Annotated in this window: 25 protein-coding genes and 1 tRNA gene; 12 read left to right on the top strand and 14 right to left on the bottom strand. The window is 69.9% G+C overall.

Annotation, left to right across the window (positions count from 1 at the left end):
• Positions 1-102 precede the first annotated feature (102 nt).
• Positions 103-474, bottom strand: coding sequence for a DUF5997 family protein (locus FXF51_RS52350; protein WP_148442338.1), 372 nt, complete (start codon positions 472-474; stop codon positions 103-105).
• A 54-nt stretch (positions 475-528) separates the two neighbouring features.
• On the opposite strand from FXF51_RS52350, the gene FXF51_RS52345 reads away from it, so the two are divergent.
• Complete coding sequence (locus tag FXF51_RS52345) at positions 529-1,254, top strand: LysR family substrate-binding domain-containing protein (protein WP_262380457.1); 726 nt, start codon at positions 529-531, stop codon at positions 1,252-1,254.
• Positions 1,255-1,465: 211 nt separating this feature from the next.
• Here FXF51_RS52345 and FXF51_RS52340 read toward each other — a convergent pair whose 3' ends face one another.
• From FXF51_RS52340 to FXF51_RS52290, 9 genes are all read right to left on the bottom strand, one after another.
• Positions 1,466-1,645 (bottom strand): hypothetical protein, encoded by a 180-nt coding sequence (locus FXF51_RS52340; protein ID WP_148442337.1) that lies wholly within the window; start codon positions 1,643-1,645, stop codon positions 1,466-1,468.
• 67 nt (positions 1,646-1,712) lie between these two features.
• Complete coding sequence (locus FXF51_RS52335; protein ID WP_148442336.1) at positions 1,713-3,374, bottom strand: TROVE domain-containing protein; 1,662 nt, start codon at positions 3,372-3,374, stop codon at positions 1,713-1,715.
• An 826-nt stretch (positions 3,375-4,200) separates the two neighbouring features.
• A tRNA-Val gene (locus FXF51_RS52325) sits at positions 4,201-4,272 on the bottom strand.
• A gap of 17 nt (positions 4,273-4,289) precedes the next feature.
• Positions 4,290-5,231, bottom strand: a complete 942-nt coding sequence (locus FXF51_RS52320; protein WP_148442335.1) for an ROK family protein — start codon at positions 5,229-5,231, stop codon at positions 4,290-4,292.
• An 852-nt stretch (positions 5,232-6,083) separates the two neighbouring features.
• Complete coding sequence (locus tag FXF51_RS52310) at positions 6,084-6,401, bottom strand: hypothetical protein (RefSeq protein ID WP_148442334.1); 318 nt, start codon at positions 6,399-6,401, stop codon at positions 6,084-6,086.
• Positions 6,402-6,432: 31 nt separating this feature from the next.
• A complete protein-coding gene (locus tag FXF51_RS52305) occupies positions 6,433-6,894 on the bottom strand; it encodes a peroxiredoxin (protein WP_148442357.1) in 462 nt (153 codons plus the stop codon).
• A 31-nt stretch (positions 6,895-6,925) separates the two neighbouring features.
• Complete coding sequence (locus tag FXF51_RS52300) at positions 6,926-7,354, bottom strand: DUF3052 domain-containing protein (protein ID WP_148442333.1); 429 nt, start codon at positions 7,352-7,354, stop codon at positions 6,926-6,928.
• 117 nt (positions 7,355-7,471) lie between these two features.
• Entirely contained in the window at positions 7,472-7,879 is a 408-nt protein-coding gene (locus tag FXF51_RS52295) for a secondary thiamine-phosphate synthase enzyme YjbQ (RefSeq protein ID WP_148442332.1), read from the bottom strand.
• Between the two features lie 9 nt (positions 7,880-7,888).
• Positions 7,889-8,071, bottom strand: coding sequence for a DUF1918 domain-containing protein (locus tag FXF51_RS52290; protein ID WP_148442331.1), 183 nt, complete (start codon positions 8,069-8,071; stop codon positions 7,889-7,891).
• A gap of 644 nt (positions 8,072-8,715) precedes the next feature.
• Between FXF51_RS52290 and aceE the strand changes: the two genes are divergently transcribed.
• The 3 genes from aceE (at position 8,716) to FXF51_RS52275 (ending at position 13,922) form a co-directional block, all read left to right on the top strand.
• Positions 8,716-11,463 (top strand): pyruvate dehydrogenase (acetyl-transferring), homodimeric type, encoded by a 2,748-nt coding sequence (gene aceE / locus FXF51_RS52285; RefSeq protein WP_148442330.1) that lies wholly within the window; start codon positions 8,716-8,718, stop codon positions 11,461-11,463.
• Between the two features lie 187 nt (positions 11,464-11,650).
• Positions 11,651-13,156 (top strand): alpha/beta hydrolase, encoded by a 1,506-nt coding sequence (locus FXF51_RS52280; RefSeq protein WP_148442329.1) that lies wholly within the window; start codon positions 11,651-11,653, stop codon positions 13,154-13,156.
• Positions 13,157-13,166: 10 nt separating this feature from the next.
• Positions 13,167-13,922, top strand: a complete 756-nt coding sequence (locus FXF51_RS52275) for a maleylpyruvate isomerase family mycothiol-dependent enzyme (protein ID WP_187415039.1) — start codon at positions 13,167-13,169, stop codon at positions 13,920-13,922.
• A 181-nt stretch (positions 13,923-14,103) separates the two neighbouring features.
• Here the strand turns inward: FXF51_RS52275 and FXF51_RS52270 are convergent, their stop codons facing one another.
• The 3 genes from FXF51_RS52270 to FXF51_RS52260 form a co-directional block, all read right to left on the bottom strand.
• Entirely contained in the window at positions 14,104-14,460 is a 357-nt protein-coding gene (locus FXF51_RS52270; protein ID WP_148442327.1) for a VOC family protein, read from the bottom strand.
• 77 nt (positions 14,461-14,537) lie between these two features.
• A complete protein-coding gene (locus FXF51_RS52265; RefSeq protein ID WP_148442326.1) occupies positions 14,538-15,263 on the bottom strand; it encodes a helix-turn-helix transcriptional regulator in 726 nt (241 codons plus the stop codon).
• Positions 15,264-15,506: 243 nt separating this feature from the next.
• Positions 15,507-16,532, bottom strand: coding sequence for a PHP domain-containing protein (locus tag FXF51_RS52260; RefSeq protein WP_148442325.1), 1,026 nt, complete (start codon positions 16,530-16,532; stop codon positions 15,507-15,509).
• A gap of 162 nt (positions 16,533-16,694) precedes the next feature.
• Between FXF51_RS52260 and FXF51_RS52255 the strand changes: the two genes are divergently transcribed.
• From FXF51_RS52255 to fabF, 8 genes are all read left to right on the top strand, one after another.
• Positions 16,695-17,027: a hypothetical protein gene (locus FXF51_RS52255; RefSeq protein ID WP_148442324.1), complete on the top strand. Its 333-nt coding sequence runs from the start codon at positions 16,695-16,697 to the stop codon at positions 17,025-17,027.
• 2 nt (positions 17,028-17,029) lie between these two features.
• Positions 17,030-18,175, top strand: coding sequence for a glutathionylspermidine synthase family protein (locus tag FXF51_RS52250; RefSeq protein WP_148442323.1), 1,146 nt, complete (start codon positions 17,030-17,032; stop codon positions 18,173-18,175).
• 30 nt (positions 18,176-18,205) lie between these two features.
• Entirely contained in the window at positions 18,206-18,637 is a 432-nt protein-coding gene (locus FXF51_RS52245) for a DUF350 domain-containing protein (RefSeq protein WP_148442322.1), read from the top strand.
• A gap of 103 nt (positions 18,638-18,740) precedes the next feature.
• Positions 18,741-19,865, top strand: coding sequence for a PucR family transcriptional regulator (locus tag FXF51_RS52240; RefSeq protein ID WP_148442356.1), 1,125 nt, complete (start codon positions 18,741-18,743; stop codon positions 19,863-19,865).
• Positions 19,866-19,968: 103 nt separating this feature from the next.
• The gene (locus FXF51_RS52235; protein WP_148442321.1) at positions 19,969-20,865 is read left to right on the top strand and encodes an ACP S-malonyltransferase; all 897 of its coding nucleotides are present in this window, start codon (positions 19,969-19,971) and stop codon (positions 20,863-20,865) included.
• A complete protein-coding gene (locus tag FXF51_RS52230; protein WP_148442320.1) occupies positions 20,862-21,818 on the top strand; it encodes a beta-ketoacyl-ACP synthase III in 957 nt (318 codons plus the stop codon). Before FXF51_RS52235 ends, FXF51_RS52230 begins: the two co-directional genes overlap by 4 nt.
• A 130-nt stretch (positions 21,819-21,948) precedes the next feature.
• Positions 21,949-22,188 (top strand): acyl carrier protein, encoded by a 240-nt coding sequence (locus FXF51_RS52225; RefSeq protein WP_148442319.1) that lies wholly within the window; start codon positions 21,949-21,951, stop codon positions 22,186-22,188.
• Between the two features lie 44 nt (positions 22,189-22,232).
• Positions 22,233-23,465: a beta-ketoacyl-ACP synthase II gene (gene fabF, locus FXF51_RS52220; protein ID WP_148442318.1), complete on the top strand. Its 1,233-nt coding sequence runs from the start codon at positions 22,233-22,235 to the stop codon at positions 23,463-23,465.
• 351 nt (positions 23,466-23,816) lie between these two features.
• Here fabF and FXF51_RS52215 read toward each other — a convergent pair whose 3' ends face one another.
• Positions 23,817-24,311, bottom strand: a complete 495-nt coding sequence (locus FXF51_RS52215; protein WP_148442317.1) for a DUF3145 domain-containing protein — start codon at positions 24,309-24,311, stop codon at positions 23,817-23,819.
• Positions 24,312-24,479 lie beyond the last annotated feature (168 nt).

Below are 24,479 nucleotides of genomic sequence, written 5' to 3'. Positions count from 1 at the left end.
CTGCACAGCCGGACCCGGCGAAGCATTCCTCACGACTCCAACACTTGGTGCCCGTTCACCCGTGAGCCCGATGCGCAAGCACCTGTTCGGCGAAATCCGCCGCTAGCGCTCCTTGAGGCGCTGCGCCTCCTTGCGCGTCTCGGCCTGCACGGACCGCTCGTGCTCCAGCCACTCCGGATTCTCCGCCTTCAACGCCTCGATCTCGGCAGTGGTGAGCGGCTCGGTGACCCCGCCCCTGATCAGCCCGGAGACGGAAACCCTCAGCTTCGCGGCCACGACCTGCTTGGGGTGCGGCCCGTTGCGCCGCAGCTCGACCAGCCACGCGGGCGGCTTGGCCTGCAGCTCGTTCAGCTCGTCCCTGGAGACGACGCCCTCACGGAACTCGGCGGGAGTGGCCGACAGGAGCACACCCAGCTTCTTGGCCGCGGTCTCGGGCTTCATCGTCTGGACGGACTTCGGTTTGGACGAGCTCATGAGGCCAAGCGTAGTCAGTCGGAAGGGGTTTTCTGACATCGGTACCCTGAGGCGGTGACTGATGGTGAGACGTTCCGGCTGGCGTACGTGCCCGGGGTGACCCCCGCGAAATGGGCGGGCATCTGGGCCGAGAGGCTGCCCGACATACCGCTCACCCTGGTCACGGTGCCCGCCGCCGAGGTGGTGGACCTGCTGAGGGGCGGCGGCGCCGACGCCGCCTTCGTCCGGCTGCCGATCGACCGCGACGCGCTCAGCGTGATCCCCCTGTACGTGGAGACCACCGTCGTCGTGGTGCCCAAGGACCACGCAGTGGCCGCCGCCGACGAGATCGTCCTCGCCGACCTGGCCGACGACGAGGTGCTCCGCGCCCTGGACGACACCATCGAGTGGCCGGTCAGACCGGGGCTCCCCGCGTTCACCGACCCCGCCACCACGGCCGAGGCGGTCGAACTGGTGGCGTCCGGAGCGGGGCTGCTGGTGGTGCCGCAGTCACTGGCCCGCCTGCACCACCGCAAGGACCTCACCTACCGGCCGGTGACGGACGCGCCGCAGTCGCAGGTCGCGCTGGCCTGGCCCACGGACGCGACCACCGACCTGGTGGAGGACTTCATCGGCATCGTCCGCGGCCGGACCGTGAACAGCACCCGCGGCCGTAACGCCGCCCCTCCGCCCGCGGAGAAGCCGGCCCGCCGACAGGCTCAGAAACCGGCACAGAACAGCTCCGGCCGCCGAGCCACGCGCTCCACCAGCCGCCGGGGCAAGGGCCACCGGCCCCGGTAACTCCAGCCTGACGGCGAAGCGTGGCCCTTCGGCGCGTTCTATCTCCCGACCGCAGGAGGGGCACGTCGCCCAAGCGCTTCGCTCTCGCCGTCCTCACCACCGCCGCGGCGGAGCAGAAGACGCTGCCGGACGTGGCCGGCATGAACCTCCAAGAGGGCCAGGACACCGTACGCCAAGAAGATCGGCGAGTAGCGCGGGCCCCTTGGCCGGTCTACAGGTCCTTGCACCACATCCACTTGCCGTCGATGTAGCACTTGTGCCAGCCGTCGTCCGCGGGGTTCCACGCGTGGGCGGGACTGCTCGTCACCCCGATCGTCAGTACGGTGGTGATGGACAGCAGGACCAGAGCGATCGCCCGGCGCACGCCACGGGCCGCAATCAGGTTTCTCATGGCGCCATGCAACATGGCGCCACTTGGACCGCTCTTGGACCTGGCTGCAACCCACACCCGCCGCTGCTCAGCGTACGAACCCGTTGACGACGAGAGGCAGCGACGCGTCCAGACCGGCCACGTTCAGGACACCCTCGTCCTTCGGATCACCGATCGAGTACCCGGCGGCGGTCATCGCGGCGACGACGACCCGCGCGTCCGGGTTGACGGTGCGCCGGTAGGCGTCGAGCGCCTGCGTCGGATGCGACCGGCCGGCCCACGTCTCGTTGTCGGTGAAGACCACGATCCCGTCCACCTCCATCCGCTTCCTGCGCGCCCACGTGAACGGCAGCGACAGATCCGTGCCGCCGCCGGACGGCTGCCAGGAGGCGATCTCGCGCAGGTTCGTGCGCGGCGTCACCTTCGACGCGTGTACGGACGTGTCGACGTCGATGACGTGCACGTTGCCGCCCTCGATGCGGGCGAGCATGACGGCCATCGCGTTGCCGACCTCGTACGGCGAGCCGATCGGCGACCCGCCGACGCGAACGCCGCCGCCCCACGACATCGAACCGGACGAGTCCACCGCGACGAGCAGCCGCCTGCCCGAAGGCTCGACCGTGCCGAACGCGGCCTCGTACGTCTCCTCCAGCGCGTCCAGGATCGCCGGCACCGGATGCCACACCTGCCGGTCGGCGCGCGGGTTCGGCTGCGCCACGCCCGACTTGTAGACGCGCATGGCCAGCCACGCGTCCATCGGATGGATGCGGGCGCGCGCGATCGCCTCCCGGTTCGTGAGCCGCGACACCGCCCGCGAGGTCGCGTCCGCCATCGGCGTGAGGGTGCCCAGCCGGGTCATGCGCGCCAGGTTGCGGAGGAGAGCGGTCATGCCGATCGTCCCGATCAGCGCCTCCCACACGGACGGGTCCTTGAGCACCGAGTCCGGGAGGAACTCCCACGGCACCTTCGCCGTGGTCACCACATCGACGGCCTGCGCCGGCGTGGTGACGGCCTTCGCGGTCAGGAACCGGTCCACGGCGGGCAGGGCCTCGCGCGCCCTGTCGTCGCCGACGTTCCCGGCGATCCAGCCGAACAGGATCTTGCGCTGCTCGTCGTCCGCGGCCGGGTGGGCGATGCGCAGCACGTCCCGCAGGTCGAAGCTCTCGCCCTGCGGCGTCCTGCGCTGGCGGGCCTTGCACGCCTTGAACGCGACGTCGTCCGCCGTCCCGGTCAGGAACCACGACCCGAGCGCCGTACGCAGCGAACGGCCGGCCACAGGCGCGACGCCCCGGGCGGTCGGCTTGCCCCCGAGGTTCTTGTAGTAGCCGAAGAACTGGGCGAGATGATCCGTGGTGCGGGCGACCTTCGCGAGCGCCGCCTTCGCCGCCTGCCGGGTGTCTGCGTCACCCTTCGCGTACGCCGCCGCGAGCGCGAACAGGGCGGGCCGCTGCTTCGGCGCCCGCGGCGGGCGAGCCGTCGAGATCGCGGTCAGCAGCTCGACGACGCGCGGGCCGTCCTCGGCGATGGCCTGGAACAGCACGCCGGCGTTCTCCGCGGTCAGCTTGTCCTCGCCCACGTAGTAGGTGCCGCCCGTGGTGCCCAGGATGAGGAAGTCCTCCAGCTTGGCCCACACGTCCTTGGCGAACACGTAGCCGCCGGCGGCGTTCCTCACCTGGCCGGCGCGGCCGGGGAGCGGCTGGGACTGCGGGGTCGCGATCGCCGACACCGCGGCGAGAGGGTCACGTGCCATGGTGGCGCTCCTTCCGTTGGAGTCGAGCTCAGCCCACTCCCGTCCGGCGCTCGTCAGCCTTGCCAGTGGCACGGATGTGGCAGGCCCCTACCGGCGTAAAGGCGTCCTGGGCCGCTGGACTACGGGCCGACGTTCGGCCGGCCCGGCAGGATTCGAACCTGCGTCACCCGCTCCTGAGGCGATAACCGATAGAGATTCGACCCGTGCCCCTGGCAAAACTGACGAGCGATCAGGTCTGGAGCCGGCGCGGATATGGGGGCGCCCACCGGTGTTCAGGTGCTCTATCCAGCTGAGCTACCGAAGCCGAAGCTCCGGGCAGGACTCGAACCTGCGACCACCCCGTTATGAGCGGATAACCGACAGGACTTCGACCCGTGCCGACACCAGGCCTGACCAGCTCACTCGCCTCAGAGAAAGCGCGGATATGTGATGCGGGCACCGGATGATTCTTTGTTGCAGAAAGATAACCGACACCCATTCGACCCGCGCCTTTCCTGGTCTCGTTGAGCTGTCCTCAACGTTAGCGATCGACGCGACGCGTCACACCCCATTTTCGGCGGTTCCAGAAATGTCGACACATGACCGCGTGCGATGGACCGCTCGCTCACATGCCCTTCGGGGGATATGTCTCCGACCTGATCTTCTGGCCTGAAGAGGCTGGGCTCACGGCGGAACAAGTCGTTGATCAGGCGTTGGGTCGCCGTCCGATCGCGCTTTGGCGCAGAGCAGGCGATGGACCTTACGGAGTGCTCGCCCACGTGACCCGACGGCACGTTGATGGCACGACAGCGCCGCAGCATGATCGCTGCGGGCTTTCTGATGCAGGTGGGCGGTACTGGGTTCGAACCAGTGACCCCTCGCTTGTAAGGCGAGTGCTCTACCGCTGAGCTAACCGCCCCTGATCGGCACTACACCTTACGACACCAACGGCCCCGATCGCACATCCACCGCCCACCCGGGCCCCAGCTCAGGTCGCCCCGCCGCGCGCCAGCCCAGCAGGGACGCGCCGAGCATGCCGGCGTCCACGCCCAGGGCGGCCGGGACGAGCGGGGGTGCTTCGCGGAAGGCGAGGCGGTTGATGAGGCGGGTGCGTACGGGGTCGAAGAGGGCAGGGCCGGCTTCGGCGAGGCCGCCGCCGAGGACGATGACCGACGGGTCGAGCAGCAGTGTGTACGTGGCCAGGGCCAGCGAGAGCGCTTCCACGGCTTCGTCCCAGACCTCTATGGCGATGGGGTCGTCCGAGGCGACGACCTGCTCGGCCTTGACGCCCTCCACGCCGGCGCGCTGGCTGTAGCGGCGGCCCACCGAGGCGGCCGAGGCGTACGTCTCCAGGCAGCCGAACTGACCGCACGCGCACTGCTCGCCGTCCGGGAAGACCGGGGTATGGCCGATCTCGCCGGCCCAGCCCGAGGAGCCGCCGTACGGTTCGCCGCGGATGATGGAGGCGCCGGCGATGCCTGTGCCGATGGGGAGGAAGAGGAAGTCCGTGAGGCCGCGGCCGGCGCCGAGGGTGCTCTCCGCCAGGCCGCCCGTGCGGACGTCGTGGCCGAGCATGACCGGGATGTCCAGGGTGGTGAAGCTGGAGGCCGGGACGTCGCGCCAGCCGAGGTTCGCCGCGTAGACGGCGGCGCTGTCCGTCACCAGACCGGGGACGGCGAGGCCGACGCCGGCCGGGTTGCCGTCGCCTGAGGCGGCCAGGTGGCTGATGAAGTCGGAGATCGCCGCCACGACCGCTTCCGGGCCCTCGGCTCGGGGGGTCGGGCGCCGCTCGCTCAGCAGCACCGCGCCGGACTCGCTGACCAGGCCGCCCTTCATGGACGTGCCACCGACATCGAGCGCGACGACGAACGAACTCATAGCGGACACGGAAGGAGACGATAGCGCAGCTCAGTAAATGTGTGGAAAGGGGTGGGGACGTCTGGAGCGTGGGGATGGTGGGTGGCTGTGCCGCCTTGATGTGCCGTGTGTGGTGGTTGTGTGGGGTCGCATCGACGCCTGGACACCTGGGCGCTGAGAGCCGAGGGCTGGCCGCCTAGCCGCCTGGGCGCTGAGGGCCGGGGGTGCAGGCCGGGGGCTGAGGGCTGGGGGTGCAGGCCGGGGGCTGAGGGCTGGGGGTGCAGGCCGGGGGCTGAGGGCTGGGGGTGCAGGCCGGGGGCTGAGGGCTGGCCGCCTGGGCACCAAAGGCTGGGGGCCTGGGACTGGGCGCTGAGGGCGCGCTGGGGGGCTGGGTGCTGAGGGCTGGGAGCCTGGCCGCTTGGGCGCTGAGAGCTGGGGGCTGGTGCCTGGGGATCGCGCCCTCTCCCTGTGTTCCCGCGCCGGCGCTTCTCGATGCCCGTATCGGCGTCTCGTGGCACTGCCGTGAGTCGGCGTCTCGTGCGCCGCGTCGATCACGTCCCACGCCGTCTGCGACGGCTCGGGTCCAGACCTGCTGCAGGGCCGGTCCAGGCCCGCTCTCGACCAGATCCCGTACGGTCCAAGACTCGATCCAGATTCGGCGCACGACTGGTCCAGAGTCGGTGCACAGCCGGTCCAGAGTCGGCGCCCGGCAGGTCCAAATTCAGTCCGGATCCAGTCCAGGGCCGATCCAGGACAGGCATGAACGACGGCGCCCCAAGCGCTCACACGCCCCCAGACCCTCCGTGAGAACCCGGGGGCAGGGTGGAGACCCCGATGGAACCCACGAGCCCCGCCTCAGCCTCACAGAGCTACTCAGGCCCGTCCCAGCACCCGGTTGAGCGCTGCCTCGACCTCAGCCGACAGCCCCGGCGGCGGCGCCACCGGAGCCGGGTCCAGGGTCTCGGACGAGCGCGCCAGCCACACCGCCCCGCAGGACCGGCACTCCACCTCGCCCAGCCGGCAGATGAGCGCCGTGGACCCGCAGGTGGAGCAGGAGTCGAGGTCGAGGTCGTGCAGCCGTTGACAGTCCGGGCAGATCAGCACCTGGGATTCGTTGCGCACCCCGCGCTGCCACGGGCTGGCACCGCGCACCGGGTCCGTCTGCCGGGCCCCGCAGCGGTAGCAGGGCATCCTTCCCTCCGAAAGTCACGAAGCCACGAAGTCATGAAATATCGGCGAGCGCCTTGATGTAGTCGGCGACGTCGCGTGCGGAGGAGATCGGATTGACCACCGACCACCGGATCACGCCCTCGCCGTCGATGATGAAGGTCCCCCGCTGAGCGAGCCCCTTCGCCTCATCGAACACACCGTACGCCTGCGCGACCTGTCCGTGTGGCCAGAAGTCAGAGAGCAGGGAGAACGTGTAACCCTCGCGATCCGCCCACGCACGGTGCGTGAAGACGGAGTCGACGGAGACGGTCAGCAGCCGCGCGCCCTCGATCGGTTGATCGCGCAGGGCGGACAGCTCGCTGGAACAGGTCCCGCTGAACGCCAGCGGGTAGAAGACCAGCACGACCTTCTCGCCCCGGAGCCGTGACAGGCTCACCGGGGTGCCGTGCTGGTCCTGCAGCTCGAAATCCGGAGCCAGGGCGCCGACCTCGGCAGGATGTGCGTTCACAGCCATCATCCTGCCCTACGGCAGGCGCTCAGGCTCCCTACCTCTTGCCCTTCGGCGGGACGAGCCTGGTCCCGGACCAGTCGGGTGCGGCCGAGATGCTGCTCGTCTGCGAGAGGCCTGCCGTCGTGGAGTCCTCCCCGATGTCGCTCGGCTCCACGTGGCCCTCGCGCCCCGCTTTGGGAGTCAGCAGCCAGATCTGGCCGCCATCGGCGAGTGCTCGCATGGCGTTGGTGAGAGCGTCGAAGAGGTCCCCGTCGCCGTCGCGCCACCACAGCAGCACGACGTCCACGACGTCGTAACTGTCCTCGTCCAGCAGCTCGTTGCCGGTCAGGTCCTCGATGGACTCGCGAAGCTCGTCGTCGACGTCCTCGTCCCAACCGATCTCCTGCACCACCTGACCCGACTTGAGGCCGAGTCGTTCGGCCAGGCCGCGCTCGCCCTGCGCCTGACCCGCGGTCGCGCTCACGTTTATCCCTCCTGCTTGAGTGGCCCCGCTTATGCGGTTTATCGCTTCGGCACAGTCCACACGCTGTGACCCTCAGTCGTCAACGGTCGCCACGGGTACGGCCGTAGTCGGTCAGAATCAATCAGACAAAAACGACAGGCGAACCTGGCGTTGCCGGTTGTCGACGTTCAGATCGATCAACGCGACCGACTGCCACGTGCCCAGCGCCATTCGCCCGCCCAGTACGGGGATGGTCGCGTACGGCGGGATCAGCGCGGGCATCACGTGTGACCTGCCGTGCCCCTTCGATCCGTGGGCATGACGCCAGCGGTCGTCGGCCGGCAGCAGGTCGCCCAGAGCCGCCAGCAGGTCGTCGTCGCTGCCCGACCCCAGCTCGAGCAGCGCGATGCCCGCCGTCGCATGCGGCACGAAGACGTGCAGCAACCCGTCCTCACCCTGGGTGCGGACGAAATCGGCGCATTCGGCCGTGATGTCGTGCACCGTCTCTCGCGAACCCGTGGTCACGGAGATGATTTCAGATCTCACACGGAAATCCTACTTAGGCACGACCACGGCATCGGGGCCAGGAAACACCAGACCAGTGTGGCCGTCGTCGAACCGCACCACGTACGGAGGCCCGCCGTTCGTGCCCTGCACCTCCGTGATTACGCCGCCCCGGTCCCTTTCGCCAACGGTATTCCCGTGCATCAGGAGCCGGTCGCCAACCGTCGCATTCATACCTCCCACATTGGTACGCGGATAGCCGGACGAAAAGAGCGATTCCGAAGTTTTGCCGCGGGCGCTGGCGGAGCTCAAATGATGACCAGATCGTTACCCGACACGGAGGCGGGGACCCGCGCCGCAGCATCCCACAGGGACGCCCCGCCACCACGCGGCAACGCTGGGTGAGGGCGCGGCCCGGCGCTGAAGGGGGGACGCGACGTAACAAAGGAACGCGAGAACGATCAGTACACGAGGTGCGGGCTGACGTGTCATCGGTGACGTGTTACCCGACCGTCCGGGCCCCGCGACGCGCCCGCTCCAGGCCCGCACCACTCCCCCTCCACCCACGACGGCTAGACTCGCCCGCCGCGAGTGACACGCCTCCCTCCGGGGAGGCTAGGAGCTACAGAAGGAGGCATCCCGGGCGCATCATGGATTCGAGCGAAATTTCGTCCGTTTTCCTGTCTTGTTAAATTGCTCCCGCGATGTAACCTTTGGTACCGATTCGTCCTACCATCGGTGGTCTAGGCCATCGTAGATGGCCCTGCCAGCAGGGACACTCTGGTTACCGGCCAGTAGAGATGCGTTTTCTACGGCTAGCGACCAGGATGGAAGGCGACCCAGACCAGACATCAGTCCATCTCGGAAGGCGAGACCCAGTGGCTTCCGGACGCCAGCGATTCTCGATCATCAGCGACGGCCTACCCAGCCAGCTGCCTGATGTCGACCCCAGCGAGACCAACGAGTGGCTCGAGTCTCTCGACAACGTCGTCAAGACCGAAGGCCGCACCAGAGCCCGCTACCTCATGCTCCGCATGCTCGAGCGCGCCCGCGAGCACCAGGTCGGCGTGCCGGGCCTGCGCAGCACCGACTACATCAACACGATCCCGCCGGAGCGCGAGCCCTGGTTCCCGGGCGACGAGCACGTCGAGCGCCGCATCCGCGCCTATATCCGCTGGAACGCGGCCGTCATGGTGTCCAGGGCCAACGCCCGCACCAACGTGGGCGGTCACATCGCCACCTACGCCTCGGCCGCCTCCCTGTACGAGGTGGGATTCAACCACTTCTTCCGCGGCAAGGACCACGGCGAGTCGGGCGACCAGGTCTTCTTCCAGGGGCACGCGGCGCCGGGCATCTACGCCCGCGCCTTCCTCGAGGGCCGGCTCAACGAGGCGCAGCTCGACGCGTTCCGCCAGGAGCTGTCGCACGGCTTCCACGGCCTGCCCTCCTACCCGCACCCGCGCCTGATGCCGGACTTCTGGGAGTTCCCGACGGTCTCGATGGGCCTGGGCCCGATCGGCGCGATCTACCAGGCGCGGTTCAACCGCTACCTGCTCAACCGCGAGATCAAGGACACCAGCCGCAGCCACGTCTGGGCGTTCCTGGGCGACGGCGAGATGGACGAGCCCGAGTCGCTCGGCGCGATCGGCCTGGCCGCGCGCGAGGAGCTCGACAACCTCACGTTCGTGATCAACTGCAACCTGCAGCGGCTCGACGGTCCGGTACGCGGCAACGGCAAGATCATCCAGGAGCTGGAGTCGTACTTCCGCGGCGCCGGCTGGAACGTGATCAAGGTCGTCTGGGGCCGCGACTGGGACCCGCTGCTGGCGGCCGACGTCGACGGCGTGCTGGTCAACCAGATGAACACCACGCCCGACGGCCAGTTCCAGACCTACTCGGTCGAGTCCGGCGGCTACATCCGCGACAACTTCTTCGGCTCCGACCCGCGCCTGCGCAAGATGGTCGAGCACCTGAACGACGACGACATCCGCAAGCTGTCGCGCGGCGGCCACGACTACCGCAAGGTGTACGCGGCGTTCAAGGCGGCCCGCGAGCACGTCGGCCAGCCGACGGTGATCCTCGCCCAGACCATCAAGGGCTGGACGCTGGGCAAGGACTTCGAGGCGCGCAACGCCACCCACCAGATGAAGAAGCTCACCAAGGCCGAGCTGAAGGAGTTCAGGGACCGGCTCTACCTGCCGATCCCCGACTCGGCCCTGGAGGGCGACCTGCCCCCGTACTTCCACCCGGGCGAGAACGACCCCGAGATCCAGTACATGAAGGAGCGCCGCGCGGCGCTCGGCGGCGTGCTGCCCAAGCGCGTGGTGCGCGCCAAGCCGCTGCAGCTTCCGGGCGACGAGGTCTACAAGCAGTTCTCCAAGGGCTCGGGCAAGCAGCAGGTGGCCACCACCATGGCCTTCGTCCGGCTGCTGAAGGACCTCATGCGCGACAAGGAGATCGGCAAGCGGTTCGTGCCGATCATCCCCGACGAGGCCAGGACGTTCGGCATGGACGCCATGTTCCCGAGCGCGAAGATCTACTCGCCGCACGGCCAGACGTACGAGGCCGTCGACCGCGAGCTGCTGCTGTCGTACAAGGAGTCGACCGTCGGTCAGATCCTGCACGAGGGCATCAACGAGGCCGGGTCGATGGCCTCCACGACCGCGGCCGGCACGTCGTACGCCACGCACGGCGAGCACATGATCCCGATCTACATCTTCTACTCGATGTTCGGCTGGCAGCGCACCGGCGACCAGATGTGGCAGATGGCCGACCAGATGACGCGCGGCTTCCTGCTGGGCGCCACGGCCGGCCGCACCACGCTGAACGGCGAGGGCCTGCAGCACGAGGACGGCCACACGCCGCTCATCGCCTCGACGAACCCGGCCGCCGTCTCCTACGACCCGTCCTGGGCCTACGAGACCGCCTACATCGTCAAGGACGGCCTGCGCCGCATGTACGGCGAGGAGCAGGAGAACGTCTTCTACTACCTCACCGTCTACAACGAGCCCTACGTCCAGCCCGCCGAGCCGGCCAACCTCGACGTGCAGGGCCTGCTCAAGGGCCTGTACAAGTTCGCCGACGGCCCGCAGGCGCAGGGCCCGAAGGCCAACATCCTGTCCTCCGGCGTGGCGGGCCCGTGGGCGATCGAGGCGCAGCGGCTGCTGGCCGAAGACTGGGGCGTGTCGGCCGACGTGTGGTCGGCGACGTCGTGGTCGGAGCTGCGCCGCGACGCGCTGGCGTGCGAGGAGCACAACCTGCTCAACCCGGACGCCGAGCAGCGCGTCCCCTACGTCACCCAGGTCCTCTCGCAGGCCCAGGGCCCGTTCGTGGGCGTCAGCGACTACATGAAGGCCGTCCAGGACCAGATCGCGCAGTGGGTGCCGGGTGACTGGTCCTCGCTGGGCACCGACGGGTTCGGCCTGTCCGACACCCGCTCGGCGCTGCGCCGCCACTTCCACGTGGACGCCGCCTCGATCACGCTGGCCGTGCTGACCAGCCTGGTCAAGCGGGGCGAGCTCGACGGCGAGGTGCTGCGCGAGGCGATCGCCAGGTACCACCTGAAGAACGGCGTCACCGAGGCCGGCGGCGCGGAGAGCAACGACACCCAGTCCATGGGCGTCTGAGGCATCCAGCAAGGGCGCTCCCGCGAAGAAATATTCGCGGGAGCGCCGTCATATCCGGCCGTCCGCGCCGTTTGGCCTGGTGAGGCGGCACGTTCAGGAGGGGTACGTGCCGCCTCACCCTGGTTTGGTGCACGGTCACGTATTGTGGGCACTACTTCCCCCTGAGATATGTGAGGGGAAGTTCGTCATGCGTCGCGTCACAGCCGCCGCCCTGCTCCTGGTGGCCGCCGGTTGCTCCACAGTGCCCGCCGAGCCCGCTTCGGGGCCCTCGGCCGAGTCCACCGCCGCTTCCGACAAGATCGCCTGGGGTGCCTGCACGGACATCAAGCGCCCTGACGGCGAGCCGCCCGCCCGGCAGGACGCCTCGGTGCGGTGCGGCAAGCTCGCGGTGCCCCTCGACTACGCCAAGCCCGACGGCGGGAAACTGGACCTGGCGCTGATCAAGCTGCCCGCCACGGGCCAGAACAAGCTGGGCTCCGTGGTGTTCAACTTCGGCGGCCCAGGCGCGTCCGGCGTCGACACGCTCGACCAGGCCGCCAAGGCGCTCACCGCGCTGCGCGCCCGCTACGACCTGATCAGCTTCGACCCGCGCGGCGTCGAGCGCAGCTCCGGCGTGCGCTGCGGCGACGGCGCCCAGATGGACACGTTCGTCGCGCTGGACACGCTGCCGCCGGACGACGAGACGGACAGGCAGGTCGCGGCGGCCAACAAGCGCTTCGCCGCGCTCTGCCAGCAGAACTCCGGCAAGGTCCTGCCGTACGTCGGCACCGTGAACGCCGCCCGCGACATGGACCGCATCCGCGACGCCGTGGGCGACCCCAAGCTCAACTACGTCGGCATGTCGTACGGCACCCAGCTCGGCGGCGTCTACGCCACCCTGTTCCCCAAGAACGTGGGCCGCATGGTGCTCGACGCGCCGCTCGACCCGACGGTCACGTTCGAGCAGCGCACGCTGGCGCAGACCCGCGGCTTCCAGAAGGCGTACGAGAGCTTCCTGCGCGCCTGCGTGAAGGAGACCTGCGCGATCGGCAAGGACCAGGCCACCGCCAACACCAACGTCGAGAACCTGCTCAACCAGCTCACCGCGCAGCCGCTGAAGGTCGGCAACCGCCAGCTCACCCAGGGCCTGGCCTCCACGGGCGTGGCCGCCGCGCTGTACTCGGAGCTGACCTGGCCGTTCCTGGAGGAGGCGCTGGGCGCGGCGCTGAAGGGCGACGGCGAGGCGCTGCTGTACCTGGCCGACTCCTACACCGGGCGCAGCCCCGACGGCTCCTACTCCACGCAGATGACCAGCTTCCCGGCCATCACCTGCGTCGACACCGCCGAACGGCCCGACGAGGCGACGCTGCGGCGCACCGAGGAGGCCGCGCTGAAGATCTCGCCGCTGTTCGGCAGCGAGGGCTCGGGCGGGCTGTGCCGGGTGTGGCCGGCCAAGGGCAGCGACGAGGCGCGGCACGTGAACGCCACCGGCTCCGCGCCGATCGTGGTGGTGGGTGGCAAGGGCGACCCCGCCACGCCGTACGAGTGGGCGCCGAAGCTGACGGCCCAGCTCAAGACCGCGACGCTGGTCACCTACGAGGGTGAGGGGCACGGCGCGTACCTGTCGGGCAGCAAGTGCGTCCAGGGGCTCGTGGACGCCTACCTGCTCGACGGCAAGGTGCCCGGCAAGGGCGCGAGCTGCCCGGCGGCCTAGTCTGAGCCGGGTGACGGATTTCCAGGACTACCACTCGCGGATCGCTCAGATCGAGACGGAGGCCGCCCGGCTGGCGGCCCTGGCGGGCGACCTGTCCGTCCCGGTGCCGACGTGCCCGGGATGGACGCTCGCCGAGCTGATCACCCACGTCGGCCGGACGCACCGATGGACCACGCACATGCTGCGCAACCGCGTCCAGGAGCGCGTCTGGTCGCGGCAGGTGCCCGACGGGCTGGCCGAGGGGCGCAGCGGCGACGTGGCCTGGCTGGCGGCGGGGGCCGCCGAGATGGCCGAGGTGCTGCGGGCGACCGACCCGTCCATGCAGGTGTGGACGTGGGGCCCCGACAGGCGGGCGGCGTGGTGGCCGCGCCGGATGCTCTTCGAGCTGGTGGTGCACCGGGCCGACGCCGAGCTCGCGCTCGGCGCCGGCCCGGAGATCCCGGCGGAGACCGCGATCGACGGGGTCGAGGAGTTCCTGCACAACCTGCCGTCGGCCGTGTGGGTCACCAGGTCCCTGGCCGAGCTCGGCGCGGAGGGGGCCACGATCCACCTCCACGCCACCGACGCCGATGGCGAGTGGACCATCACGCAGGGTCCCGCCGGGAGGATCGAGTGGGCGCGCGGGCACGCCAAGGGCGACGTCGCGGTGCGCGGGCCGGTGAGCGACCTGCTGCTCCTGCTGTACGGGCGGCGCTCGCCCGACACCTTCGCCGTGTTCGGCGACCGGGCGCTGCTGGAGCGCTGGCTGCCCGCCGCCGCCTTCTGAAAGAGAACGCGCCTTCCGGAAGAGGGCCCGGCGCGCTTGCGAGAAAGGCCCTGGACGCGCCGCCGCTCGGCGATCGGCGGCGTGTCCAGGGCGAGGGGTGAACCGCTCCCGGAGGGGGACGCGGTCCGCTCGCTGCCGGGTCGTCGCGGGGAAGGCGCGCCCCCGGCGGCAGAGCGGATCATCACCTGCGGTGGAAGACTCCGAAGACGCTGCCCGAGGTGTCACGCAGATAGGCGAAGTCGGTGCCGGCGCCGTCGTCGATCACCTTCATGACCACCTTGCCGCCCAGCGACTCGCTCTTGGCGCAGGTCTCCTCGACGTCGGCCACCTGCACGTGGAAGACGGCGTGGGCGGGGAACTCGCCCTTGGTGCCGAACAGCCCGCCCGCCGGCTGCCCGCCGCCCGGAAATCCGATCATCCGGTAGTCGATCGGGCCCTCTCCGGCGCTGAACGCCCACCCGAACAGCCCGCCGTAGAACCGTTCGGCGCCTTCCGGGTCGTCGGTCGCGACCTCGAACCAGGTCACCGTGTTATCCATCGCCATCTCCTCTGTTTCTCGAACAAGACAACGATCTAACGTGTTGGCGACAACCCTATGTCGGTGTTTTCTATTGACTAATCGAGCAGAGTGCCGTGCACGACCATCTCGGGCACGTCGGTGGCGAAGCCTTCGAGCGGCCGGTCGGGACAGCGCTCGGCGGTGACGGTGGCGGCGGCGATGCGGTCGAGGCGGAAGACGCGCACGTCGTCGCGGAGCCGGCACCACGCGACGAGATACCAGAACCCGCCGCGCCCGCCCAAGAAGACCCCGGGCTCCACGTCGCGTGAGGTGATGGCGCCCTTGGCGTCGGCGTACTCGAGGCGCAGCACGCGCCGCCGCAGCAGCGCCTCCTCGATGGCCCTGGAGATGCCCTCGGCGCCGAGCGGCTGGATCTCGCCCTGCTCGGGCGGCAGGTGGACGAGCTGCACCCGCCGCGCCAGCTCTCTGGCCAGGTCGCCCTCGGGCCCCGGCATGGCCGCCACCACCTTGCGTAAGGCGCTGCGCGCCTGGCGCCCGAACGGCTGGTCGCCGGCCTGGCTGAGCGCCACGGCGATGGCCACGGCCTCGGCCGGGGTGAAGTTGAGCGGGGGCAGCGACATCTTCTTGTCGATGGCGTAACCGCCCTTGCGGCCCGGCTCCGCGTAGATCGGCACGCCCGACTCCTGCAACGCGGTGATGTCGCGCTCGATCGTGCGCACGCTCACCTCGAACCGCTGGGACAGCTCACGGGCGGAGCGGCAGCGGGGGGCGATGGCGCGCAGGTCCTCGACGAGCGCGTAGAGCCGGTCGGTACGGTTCACAGCCGGAACGCTACGCCCCGCCACCGACAATCGCGGGACGCTCGGCAGCCCCGGGCACACTCCCATAACCGCCGGGCCACAGGAGTCTCACGCCTGGGCCACTGCCCCAGGCCTCTCTCCGCGAGAGTACGCCCGAACCGGGTTTCCCGCCACGCAACGACCCGCCGATTTTTCCTCCCCCGCACGGGTCCAGGCCATCACCCCGCACGGGTCCAGGCCATCACGCCTCGCGGGTCCAGGCCGTCACGCCTCGCGGGTCCAGGCGATCAGCCGGTCGAGCGGCCAGGTGTTGACGATCCGCTCCGCCTCGATCCCGCACCGGGCGGCGCGCTCGCACCCGTACCGCTGCCAGTCGAGCTGCCCCGGCGCATGCGCGTCGGAGTCGATCGAGAACACGCACCCCATCTCGTACGCCAGCCGCATCAGCCGCTTCGGCGGGTCGAGCCGATCGGGCCTGGAGTTGATCTCGACCGCGACCCCGAACCGGCGGCACGCCTCGAAGACCAGCTCCGCCTCGAACTCCGACTCGGGCCGCTTCACCCCGCGCTTCCCGCCGGCCTGCACGACGCGCCCCGTGCAGTGGCCGAGCACGTCCACGAGCGGGTTGGCGATGGCGGTGACCATGCGGCGGGTCATCTCCTCGCCGCCCATCCGCAGCTTGGAGTGCACGCTGGCGACCACCACGTCGAGCCGTTCCAGCAGCTCGGGCTCCTGGTCGAGCGAGCCGTCGAGGTTCACGTCCACCTCGATGCCGGTCAGGATCCTGAACGGCGCCAGCCGCTCGTTCAGCTTGGCCACCACGTCGAGCTGCCGCTCCAGCCGCTCGGCCGACAGCCCCTTGGCCACGGTCAGGCGCGGCGAGTGGTCGGTCAGCGCCCAGTACTCGTGCCCGAGCGCGACGGCCGCCTCGGCCATCTCCTCGATCGGCGAGCCGCCGTCGGACCAGTCGGAGTGGCTGTGCAGGTCGCCCTTGAGCGCGTTGCGCAGCTCGGCCGTCTCGTCGTCGAGCTCGATCCCGGCGGTCGCCCGCATCCTGCGCAAGTAGGTCGGAACCTGCCCATCGAGGCTTTCGTTTATCACGAGGGCGGTGACTTTCCCAATTCCGGGCAAGTCGCCGAGCGCACCGCTGTGGGCCAGGTGGGCGAGCTGATCGGGGGACAGCTCGTCCACGACCGCGGCGGCGCGGCGGAAGGCACGCACGCGGTACGTGGGCTCGCCCGCGCGCTCCAGATGAAAGGCGATCTCGCGCAGGGCCTCGACCGGATCCATGGGTGCATTCATACCCAAGTGAACGACAAGCACAGGGCACTACACGTTGTACGGGGACAAGGGCCGCCGCTAGGCTGATCGGCCCAGGAAAGCAGGAGTTTGATGGCAACACCGCAGGCGCCCAAGACACCGCCGCGTAAATCGTCCAAGGTCGTTCCCTTAGTGGTTCTCGGCGTTCTGTCGGTGATGGTGGTCGGCTACTGCGCCGCCGTCGCGGACGACGACGAGGTCACCGCCGACTGCGTCGTCCAACTGGAGGACGGCACCTACGAGGTGGTGGACGACGACTACTGCGACGACGACGGCGGCAGTGGGGGAAGTCACTACTACGCGGGCTCGCGCGGGGCTTACCTGTGGTACTACGGCGGGCGCAGAGTGGGCAACCGGGTCCAGGGCGGCACCACGCTCAAGCCCGTCGACGTGACGATCACCAGCCGCAACGGCAAGGAGATCCAGCGCGGCGGCTTCGGCCGGAGCTGGACGGGCGGAAGCTGACGATGCGCCGAGAGCACGCCGCTCCCAGGGACGGCTGGGAGAAGACGATCGAGGGCCATGGCCTGGCCTACCACCGCGCCGCTCATCCGTCCGGGCTGAGCAGGCCGTACTGGGACGAGTCCGTGCACTACGTCTTCTCGATGGACGAGGTCGAGGAGCTGGAGCGGCAGGTCGAGGAGCTGCACGAGATGTGCCTGCGGGCCGTCGACCACGTGGTCGAGGCCGGCCGCTTCGCCGACTTCGCCATCCCCGAGTGGGCCTGGGAGGAGGTCGCGCGCTCGTGGGAGCGCCGCGACGCCTACATCTACGCCCGCTTCGACCTGCGCTACGACGGCACGGGCCCGGCCAGGCTGCTGGAGTACAACGCCGACACGCCCACCTCGCTGGTGGAGTCGTCGGTGGTGCAGTGGTTCTGGCTGCAGGACGTCTTCCCCGGCGACGACCAGTGGAACTCCATCCACGAGCGGCTCATCGAGCGCTGGCGGGGGCTGCGGCTGCCGCCAGGCCCGACGCACTTCGCGTTCACCAACGCCGACGAGACGGGCGAGGAGGCCATGACCGTGGCCTACTTGCAGGAGACCGCCGACCAGGCGGGCCTGCACACGGTCGCCGTCGCCATGGAGGACATCGGCTGGGACGCGCTCAACCGCCGCTTCGTGGACGTCGAGGACCGCGTGATCCGCTCGGCCTTCAAGCTCTACCCGTGGGAGTGGATGCTGGCCGACGACTTCGGCAGGCACGCCGTGAGGCACGCCACCTGGTTCGAGCCGCTGTGGAAGACGCTGCTGTCGAACAAGGCGCTGCTGGCGGTGCTGTGGGAGCTCAACCCCGGCCATCCGAACCTGCTGCCCGCCTACCTCGACGGCCCCCGCGACCTGACCTCCTACATCGCCAAGCCGCTGCTCGGCAGGGAGGGCGCCTCGATGCGGATCGTCACGCCCGAGGGCACCCAGGAGACGCCGGGGAGCTACGGCCGCGAGGGGTACGTCTTCCAGGGCTTCGAGGCCCTGCCCGTCTTCGAGGGGCAGCGGCCGGTGCTCGGCGCCTGGATGGTCGCCGACGAGTCCGCCGGCCTGGGCATCAGGGAGACGACGGGTCTCATCACCGACGACACCTCCTCGTTCGTCCCGCACCGCATCGCGCTTTGATCCCTACACCCCTGCACGAATGGAACTTAAGTGACCCTTCTCGAAACCCTCGCCCGCGGCGCGGGAGCCATCGCCGCCTACGCCGCCGTCGGCGTGATCCTGATGATCGTCGGCTTCTACGTGATCGACTGGGCCACCCCCGGCAAGCTGAGCGAGATCATCCGCAGCGAGCGGAACCCGAACGCCACCCTGCTGACCACCTCCGCCCTGGCCGCCGTCGGCCTGATCGTGGCCGCCTCCATCTGGGCCTCCGGCGGCCGGCTCGCCGAAGGGCTGGCGGGCACGGCGGTGTTCGGGCTGGTGGGCATCGTGGTGCAGACGGTGGCGATGCTGGTGTTCGACCGGGTCGTCGGGATCTCCGTACGGGATCTGGTCAAGGAGCAGGAGTTGCAGCCCGGCGCGCGGCTGCTCTCGGTGACGCACCTGGCCATCGGCCTGATCACCGCCGTGGCGGTGATCTAGCACAGGCACGAACCACCGTTCCGGACATCCGGAGGGACCTGGCACTCTAGGAGACGTGACAGACCGGACCCGGGAGGACACCACACGCAGGCTCGAGCGGGCCATGGGCTCGCTCGGCACCGCGGCCATGGCGCGGATGGACGAGCAACTCCCGTGGTTCAGGGCGCTCAGCGCCGAGGACCGGTCGTGGGTCGGGCTCGTCGCCCAGGCCGGCATCGCCGCGTTCGTGGAGTGGTTCCAGCACGCGGGCGAGGACCGTCCCACCCCCAGCATCGAGTTCTTCGGCACCGCGCCGCGCGAGCTCAAGCGCTCCATCTCGCTGCAGCAGACCGTGGACATCGTCCGCGTCGTGGTCGAGGTGGTCGAGGCGCAGACGCACGAGCTGGCCGCGCCCGGCGGCGAGGACCAGCTCCAGCAGGCCATGCTGCGCTACACGCGCGACGTGGCGTTCGCCGCCGCCCACGTCTACGCCCGCGAGGCCGAGGCCAGGGGCTCGTGGGACGCGCGGCTGGAGGCCCTGATCGTGGACGCCCTGGTGCGCGGCGAGGTGGACGACGGCCTGCACTCCTGGGCCGCCGCGCTCGGCTGGACCTCCTCCCCCGTGGTCGTCATCGCCGGCCACGCCCCCGACGACGACCCGCGCGCCGTCATCGACGGGCTGCGCGAGAAGGGCCGCCGCATCGGCATGGACCTGCTCGCCGGGGTGCAGGCCGACCGGCTGATCGTGATCGTCGGCGGCGCCGGCAGCGTGCACGACGCCGCCAAGCAGGTCGTGGCCCGCTTCGGGATGGGCCCCATCGTCATCGGCCCCGAGGTGCCCGACCTGCACGCCGCCGCCAGGTCCGCGCGGGCGGCGCTGGCCGGGCTGAAGGCGTCCTACGGCTGGCCGGACGCGCCCCGGCCTGTGCACGCCGAGGATCTGCTGGCCGAGCGGGCGCTCGACGGCGACGCCGACGCCAGGGAGCAGCTCATCGAGCACGTGTACCTGCCGCTCGCGGGCACCCCGCTGCTCGACACGCTCGCGACGTACCTGGAGCAGGGCACGTCGCTGGAGGCGACGGCGCGGCTGCTGTTCGTGCACCCCAACACCGTGCGCTACCGGCTGAAGAAGATCACGGAGCTGACCGGCTACCAGCCCACCGAGGGCAGGTCCGCGTTCACGCTCCAGGTGGGCCTGATCCTGGGCAGGCTCTCGGAGAGCGCCGTAACGTGGCGGGCCCTAACGTAATGGTGCCGAAATCCCCACTGTAGGGTTCCTACAAATCACCCAGGACAAAGTTCGTACGGATCTCCATCCGCGTGTCGAAGTTCTACAGGGCAAGGTGGTTTTTGTGCTTGTACTCGTCGCCCCGGGCCAAGGTGCCCAAACTCCGGGCTTCCTGACTCCATGGCTTGAGCTGCCCGGTCTGGCCGACAGGCTGGGCTCCTGGTCGGAGGTCGTCGGGATCGACCTGGTCGCCTACGGCACCACCGCCGGCGCCGACGAGATCCGCGACACCGCCGTCGCGCAGCCCTTGCTCGTAGCCGCCGCGCTGGCCGCCGCCGAGGCGCTCGGCGTGGCTCCCGACCTGCTCGCCGGCCACAGCGTCGGCGAGTTCGCCGCCGCCGCGCTGGCCGGGGTGCTCACCCCCGAGCAGGCGCTCCACCTGGTACGTGAGCGCGCCCAGGCCATGGCCAAGGCCGCCGCCGTCACCGAGACCGGCATGACCGCCGTGCTCGGCGGCGTGGCGGAAGAGGTGCTGGCCGGCATCGAGAAGCACGGCCTGACCCCCGCCAACATCAACGGCGCCGGCCAGATCGTGGCCGGCGGCACGCTGGAGCAGCTGGCCGCGTTCAAGGAGGACGCGCCGGCCCGCGCCCGCCTGATCTCCCTCTCCGTCGCGGGCGCCTTCCACACGCACCACATGGCCCCCGCCGCCGAGAGCCTGCGCGAAGCCGCCTGGAACGTCGTCCCGTCGGACCCCAGGATCACCCTGCTGTCCAACGCCGACGGGCAGGCGGTCGCCAGCGGCGCCGAGTTCCTCCAGAGACTGGTCAACCAGGTCAGCAACCCCGTCAGGTGGGACGCCTGCATGGAGACCATGGCCGGGCTCGGCGTCACCAAGATGATCGAGTTGCTGCCCGGCGGCACGCTGACCGGCCTCGCCAAGCGCGGCCTGCGCGGCGTCCAGACCGTGGCGCTGAAGACCCCAGACGACCTCGACGCGGCCAGGGAGCTGAACACGTGAGGATTCCCGACATCGCCCCAGGCGGCAGGGTGCTGGCCCTCGGCCACTACCAGCCGTCGAACGTCGTCACCAATGACGACCTGGCCAAGACCATGGAGACCAACGACGAGTGGATCCAGTCCCGGGTCGGCATCAAGGAGCGCCGGGTCGCCCCGGCCACGGAGTCGCTCGAGGACATGGCCACCATCGCCGGCGGCAAGGCGCTGGCGGCCGGCGGCCTGTCCCCCGACGACGTCGACCTGGTGATCGTGGCCACCTGCACGCTCGAGACCCAGATCCCCAACGCCTCCGCCGTCGTGGCGCACCGCCTCGGCATCGACTCGCCCGGCGCGTTCGACGTCAACGCCGCCTGCGCCGGCTTCTGCTACGCGCTGGCCACCGCCGACTCCGCCGTACGCTCGGGAACGGCCAGGAACGTGCTGGTCATCGGCGCGGAGAAGCTGTCGCAGTGGGTCGACTGGACCGACAGGTCCACCGCTGTGATCTTCGCCGACGGCGCCGGCGCCGCCGTGGTCGGCCCGTCCGACACGCCCGGCATCGGCCCCGTGGTGTGGGGCAGCGCCGGCGACAAGTCCGAGGCCATCCAGATCAAGGACCGCGACGACTCCCTCCACCAGGAGGGCCAGACGGTCTTCCGCTGGGCCACCACCGCCCTGCACCCCGTGGCGCTGGAGGCCTGCTCCCGCGCGGGCGTCGACCCGGCTGAGCTGTCCGCGTTCGTGCCGCACCAGGCCAACCTGCGCATCATCGAGGCCATCGCCCGTAAGCTGGGCGCCGAGAAGGCCGTCGTCGCCCGCGACATCGTCAACGCCGGCAACACCTCCGCCGCCTCGATCCCGCTGGCGCTCTCGCGCATGCTGGAGCGCGGCGAGGTCCAGTCGGGCGGCCTGGCGCTGGTGCTCGGCTTCGGCGCGGGTTTGACGTACGCGGGTCAGGTCATCGAGATCCCCTAAGACTTCGATCGGTCCTGGTGGTGGCCCCGCGGCGGGAACGCGGCGGGAACACCGTAGGATCCGATCGTCCTACAGGCTTGTGCGGCACCGTTCGCACAGAAACCCGGAAACACAAAGGAGAAATAGCGACATGGCTGCCACCGAGCAGGACATCCTCGCGGGCCTCGGCAAGATCATCAACGAGATCACGGGCATCCCGGCGTCCGAGGTCACCCCCGAGAAGAGCTTCGTGGACGACCTCGACATCGACTCCCTGTCCATGGTCGAGATCGCCGTGGCCGCCCAGGACGAGTTCGGCGTCGAGATCCCCGACGACCAGCTCAAGAACCTGAAGACGGTCAAGGACGTCCTCACCTTCATCCAGAACTGAAGGCAAGACATCACACCCGCACTGATCAGTAGGGAGCGAGAAACGTGAGTGCGAACCGGGTACGTGTCGTCGTCACCGGGCTCGGCGCGACGACGCCCGTCGGTGGAGACGTCACCTCGACCTGGACGGCGCTCCTCGCCGGTCAGTCGGGTGTCGAGACTCTCACGACCGACTGGATCGACGCCGTCCCCGTGAAGTTCGCGGGGACGGCCGCGGTCGATCCCACCGAGGTCCTGCCTCGGCCAGAGTCCCGCCGCCTCGACCGCAGCGAGCAGTTCGCTCTGGTCGCGGCCAGGGAGGCCTGGCAGGACGCGGGCACTCCCGAGGTGGCGCCCGAGCGGCTCGGCGTGGTGGTCTCCAGCGGCATCGGCGGCATCTCGACGACGCTGAGCGCGTACGACACGTGGAAGGAGCGCGGCTGGAACCGGCTGTCGCCCTTCACCGTGCCGATGCTCATGCCCAACGGGCCCGCCGCCTGGATCGGCCTCGATCTGAAGGCGCAGGCGGGCGTGCACGCCACGGTGTCGGCGTGCGCGTCGGGCGCCGAGGCCATCGGGTACGCGATGGACATGATCAGGGCCGGCCGCGCCGACGTCGTCGTGGCCGGTGGCACCGAGGCCGCGATCCACGGCCTCAACATGGCCGCCTTCGCGGCCGCGCGTGCCATGTCCCAGCGCAACGACGACCCGCAGGGCGCCTCCCGTCCCTGGGACCGCGACCGCGACGGGTTCGTGCTCGGCGAGGGCGCCGGCATCGTGGTGCTGGAGTCGGAGGAGCACGCCAAGGCGCGCGGCGCGCGGATCTACGCGTACTGCGCCGGCATCGGCTACTCCGCCGACGCCCACCACATCACCCAGCCCGAGCCCGAGGGCCGCGGCCAGATCATGGCGATGACGCAGGCGCTCACCGACGCCGGCATCACCGGTCTCGACGTCAAGCACGTCAACGCGCACGCCACCTCGACCCCGTCGGGTGACGTCGGCGAGGTCGCGGCGGTGGCCAAGGCCATCGGCACCCACCCGCTGGTGACCTCGACCAAGTCCATGACCGGCCACCTGCTCGGCGGCGCGGGCGGCATCGAGTCCGTCTTCGCCATCAAGGCCCTGCAGGAGCGGATCGTGCCCGCCACGATCAACCTCGACAACCTCGACGACGGCATCGAGGTGGACATCGTCCACGGCAAGAACCGCGAGCTGCCGCAGGGCGACATCGCCGCGGTGAACAACTCGTTCGGCTTCGGCGGACACAACGTGACGGTCGTGTTCAAGGGAGCGTGACGGCGGCCTCCCGGCCGCCACGGGCCGCGTCGCCCTCACCTGCGACGTGGCCGTCCGAATACGGGTGCCTGGTCATCGGGATCCGGCACTCCGGTGGTGCGCGACTCGCCAACGGCGTCGAGTCGCCCACGCCACCGCATGGTCAGCAGGCTTGCGACCGTCTCGGCGCCACGTTCGCCGAAAAGCCGAAAGCCGAAAGCGTCCACTTCGTACGCATGTGTGACGCTTTCGGCGTGCCGTTGGTTGTCCCTCAATGCGCGCCCGCACCCCGCCCGAGCCACTCCCGGGCACCGGTGACGGGCTCTTCGTGATTTTGAGCATCCTTTACGCAGGTAAACGACCGTTCCAGCGCTAGACGGCCGCGTGCAGCCACCGCACCGGCGCACCGTCCCCGGCGTACCTGAACGGCTCCAGCTCCTCGTCCCACGGCTTGCCGAGCATCTTGTCCAGCTCGTCCTCCAAGACGCACCGCCCCTGGGCGGCCATCATCATCGCGGCCCGCAGCCGGTCCTCGGGGATCATGATGTCGCCGGCGGCGCCGATGACCGCCGTGTAGGCGCCGAGCGTCGGCGTGTAGGCATGCCGGGAGCCGTCAACGCCGGGTGAGGCGTCCTCGGTGATCTCGAACCTCAGGCGCTGCCAGCCCATGAGCGAGGAGGCGATGGCCGCCGCGATGCCCGCGCGGCCCTCCCATTCCGCCTGTGCGCGCACGACGTTGGGCGCGGCGGGTTGCGGAGTCCACGTCAGGTCTACGGGCACGCCAAGGACACCCGCGACTGCCCATTCGATGTGAGGGCACAGCGCGGGCTGAGCCGAGTGGACGTAAAGGACGCCACGAGCAGACACCGGACCTCCCGTTTCGGTACGAGGTGCGCCTTCCCCAACGGCCTCGACCCGGGATGATCACAAGTGACTAGGGAGAGACTACCGTCGGTCGCTACCCCGCACCAGAGGGGGGCCATACCAAGTTGGTGCGGGAGTGGCGGGTGACAGCAGTCCCATGCAGGAAACATA

Origin of the sequence: Nonomuraea sp. PA05 (assembly GCF_008086045.1) — a bacterium.
Taxonomy (GTDB): Bacteria; Actinomycetota; Actinomycetes; order Streptosporangiales; family Streptosporangiaceae; genus Nonomuraea; species Nonomuraea monospora.
This window is presented reverse-complemented; position numbering and strand designations above follow the sequence as displayed.

Coding starts and splice junctions, on each gene's coding strand:
- FXF51_RS52350 (WP_148442338.1), bottom strand. CDS start 474: ATGAGCTCGTCCAAACCGAAGTCCGTCCAGACGATGAAGCCCGAGACC.
- FXF51_RS52340 (WP_148442337.1), bottom strand. CDS start 1,645: ATGAGAAACCTGATTGCGGCCCGTGGCGTGCGCCGGGCGATCGCTCTG.
- FXF51_RS52335 (WP_148442336.1), bottom strand. CDS start 3,374: ATGGCACGTGACCCTCTCGCCGCGGTGTCGGCGATCGCGACCCCGCAG.
- FXF51_RS52320 (WP_148442335.1), bottom strand. CDS start 5,231: ATGAGTTCGTTCGTCGTCGCGCTCGATGTCGGTGGCACGTCCATGAAG.
- FXF51_RS52310 (WP_148442334.1), bottom strand. CDS start 6,401: ATGCCCTGCTACCGCTGCGGGGCCCGGCAGACGGACCCGGTGCGCGGT.
- FXF51_RS52305 (WP_148442357.1), bottom strand. CDS start 6,894: ATGGCTGTGAACGCACATCCTGCCGAGGTCGGCGCCCTGGCTCCGGAT.
- FXF51_RS52290 (WP_148442331.1), bottom strand. CDS start 8,071: ATGAATGCGACGGTTGGCGACCGGCTCCTGATGCACGGGAATACCGTT.
- FXF51_RS52280 (WP_148442329.1), top strand. CDS start 11,651: ATGCGTCGCGTCACAGCCGCCGCCCTGCTCCTGGTGGCCGCCGGTTGC.
- FXF51_RS52270 (WP_148442327.1), bottom strand. CDS start 14,460: ATGGATAACACGGTGACCTGGTTCGAGGTCGCGACCGACGACCCGGAA.
- FXF51_RS52260 (WP_148442325.1), bottom strand. CDS start 16,532: ATGGATCCGGTCGAGGCCCTGCGCGAGATCGCCTTTCATCTGGAGCGC.
- FXF51_RS52250 (WP_148442323.1), top strand. CDS start 17,030: ATGCGCCGAGAGCACGCCGCTCCCAGGGACGGCTGGGAGAAGACGATC.
- FXF51_RS52240 (WP_148442356.1), top strand. CDS start 18,741: ATGGGCTCGCTCGGCACCGCGGCCATGGCGCGGATGGACGAGCAACTC.
- FXF51_RS52225 (WP_148442319.1), top strand. CDS start 21,949: ATGGCTGCCACCGAGCAGGACATCCTCGCGGGCCTCGGCAAGATCATC.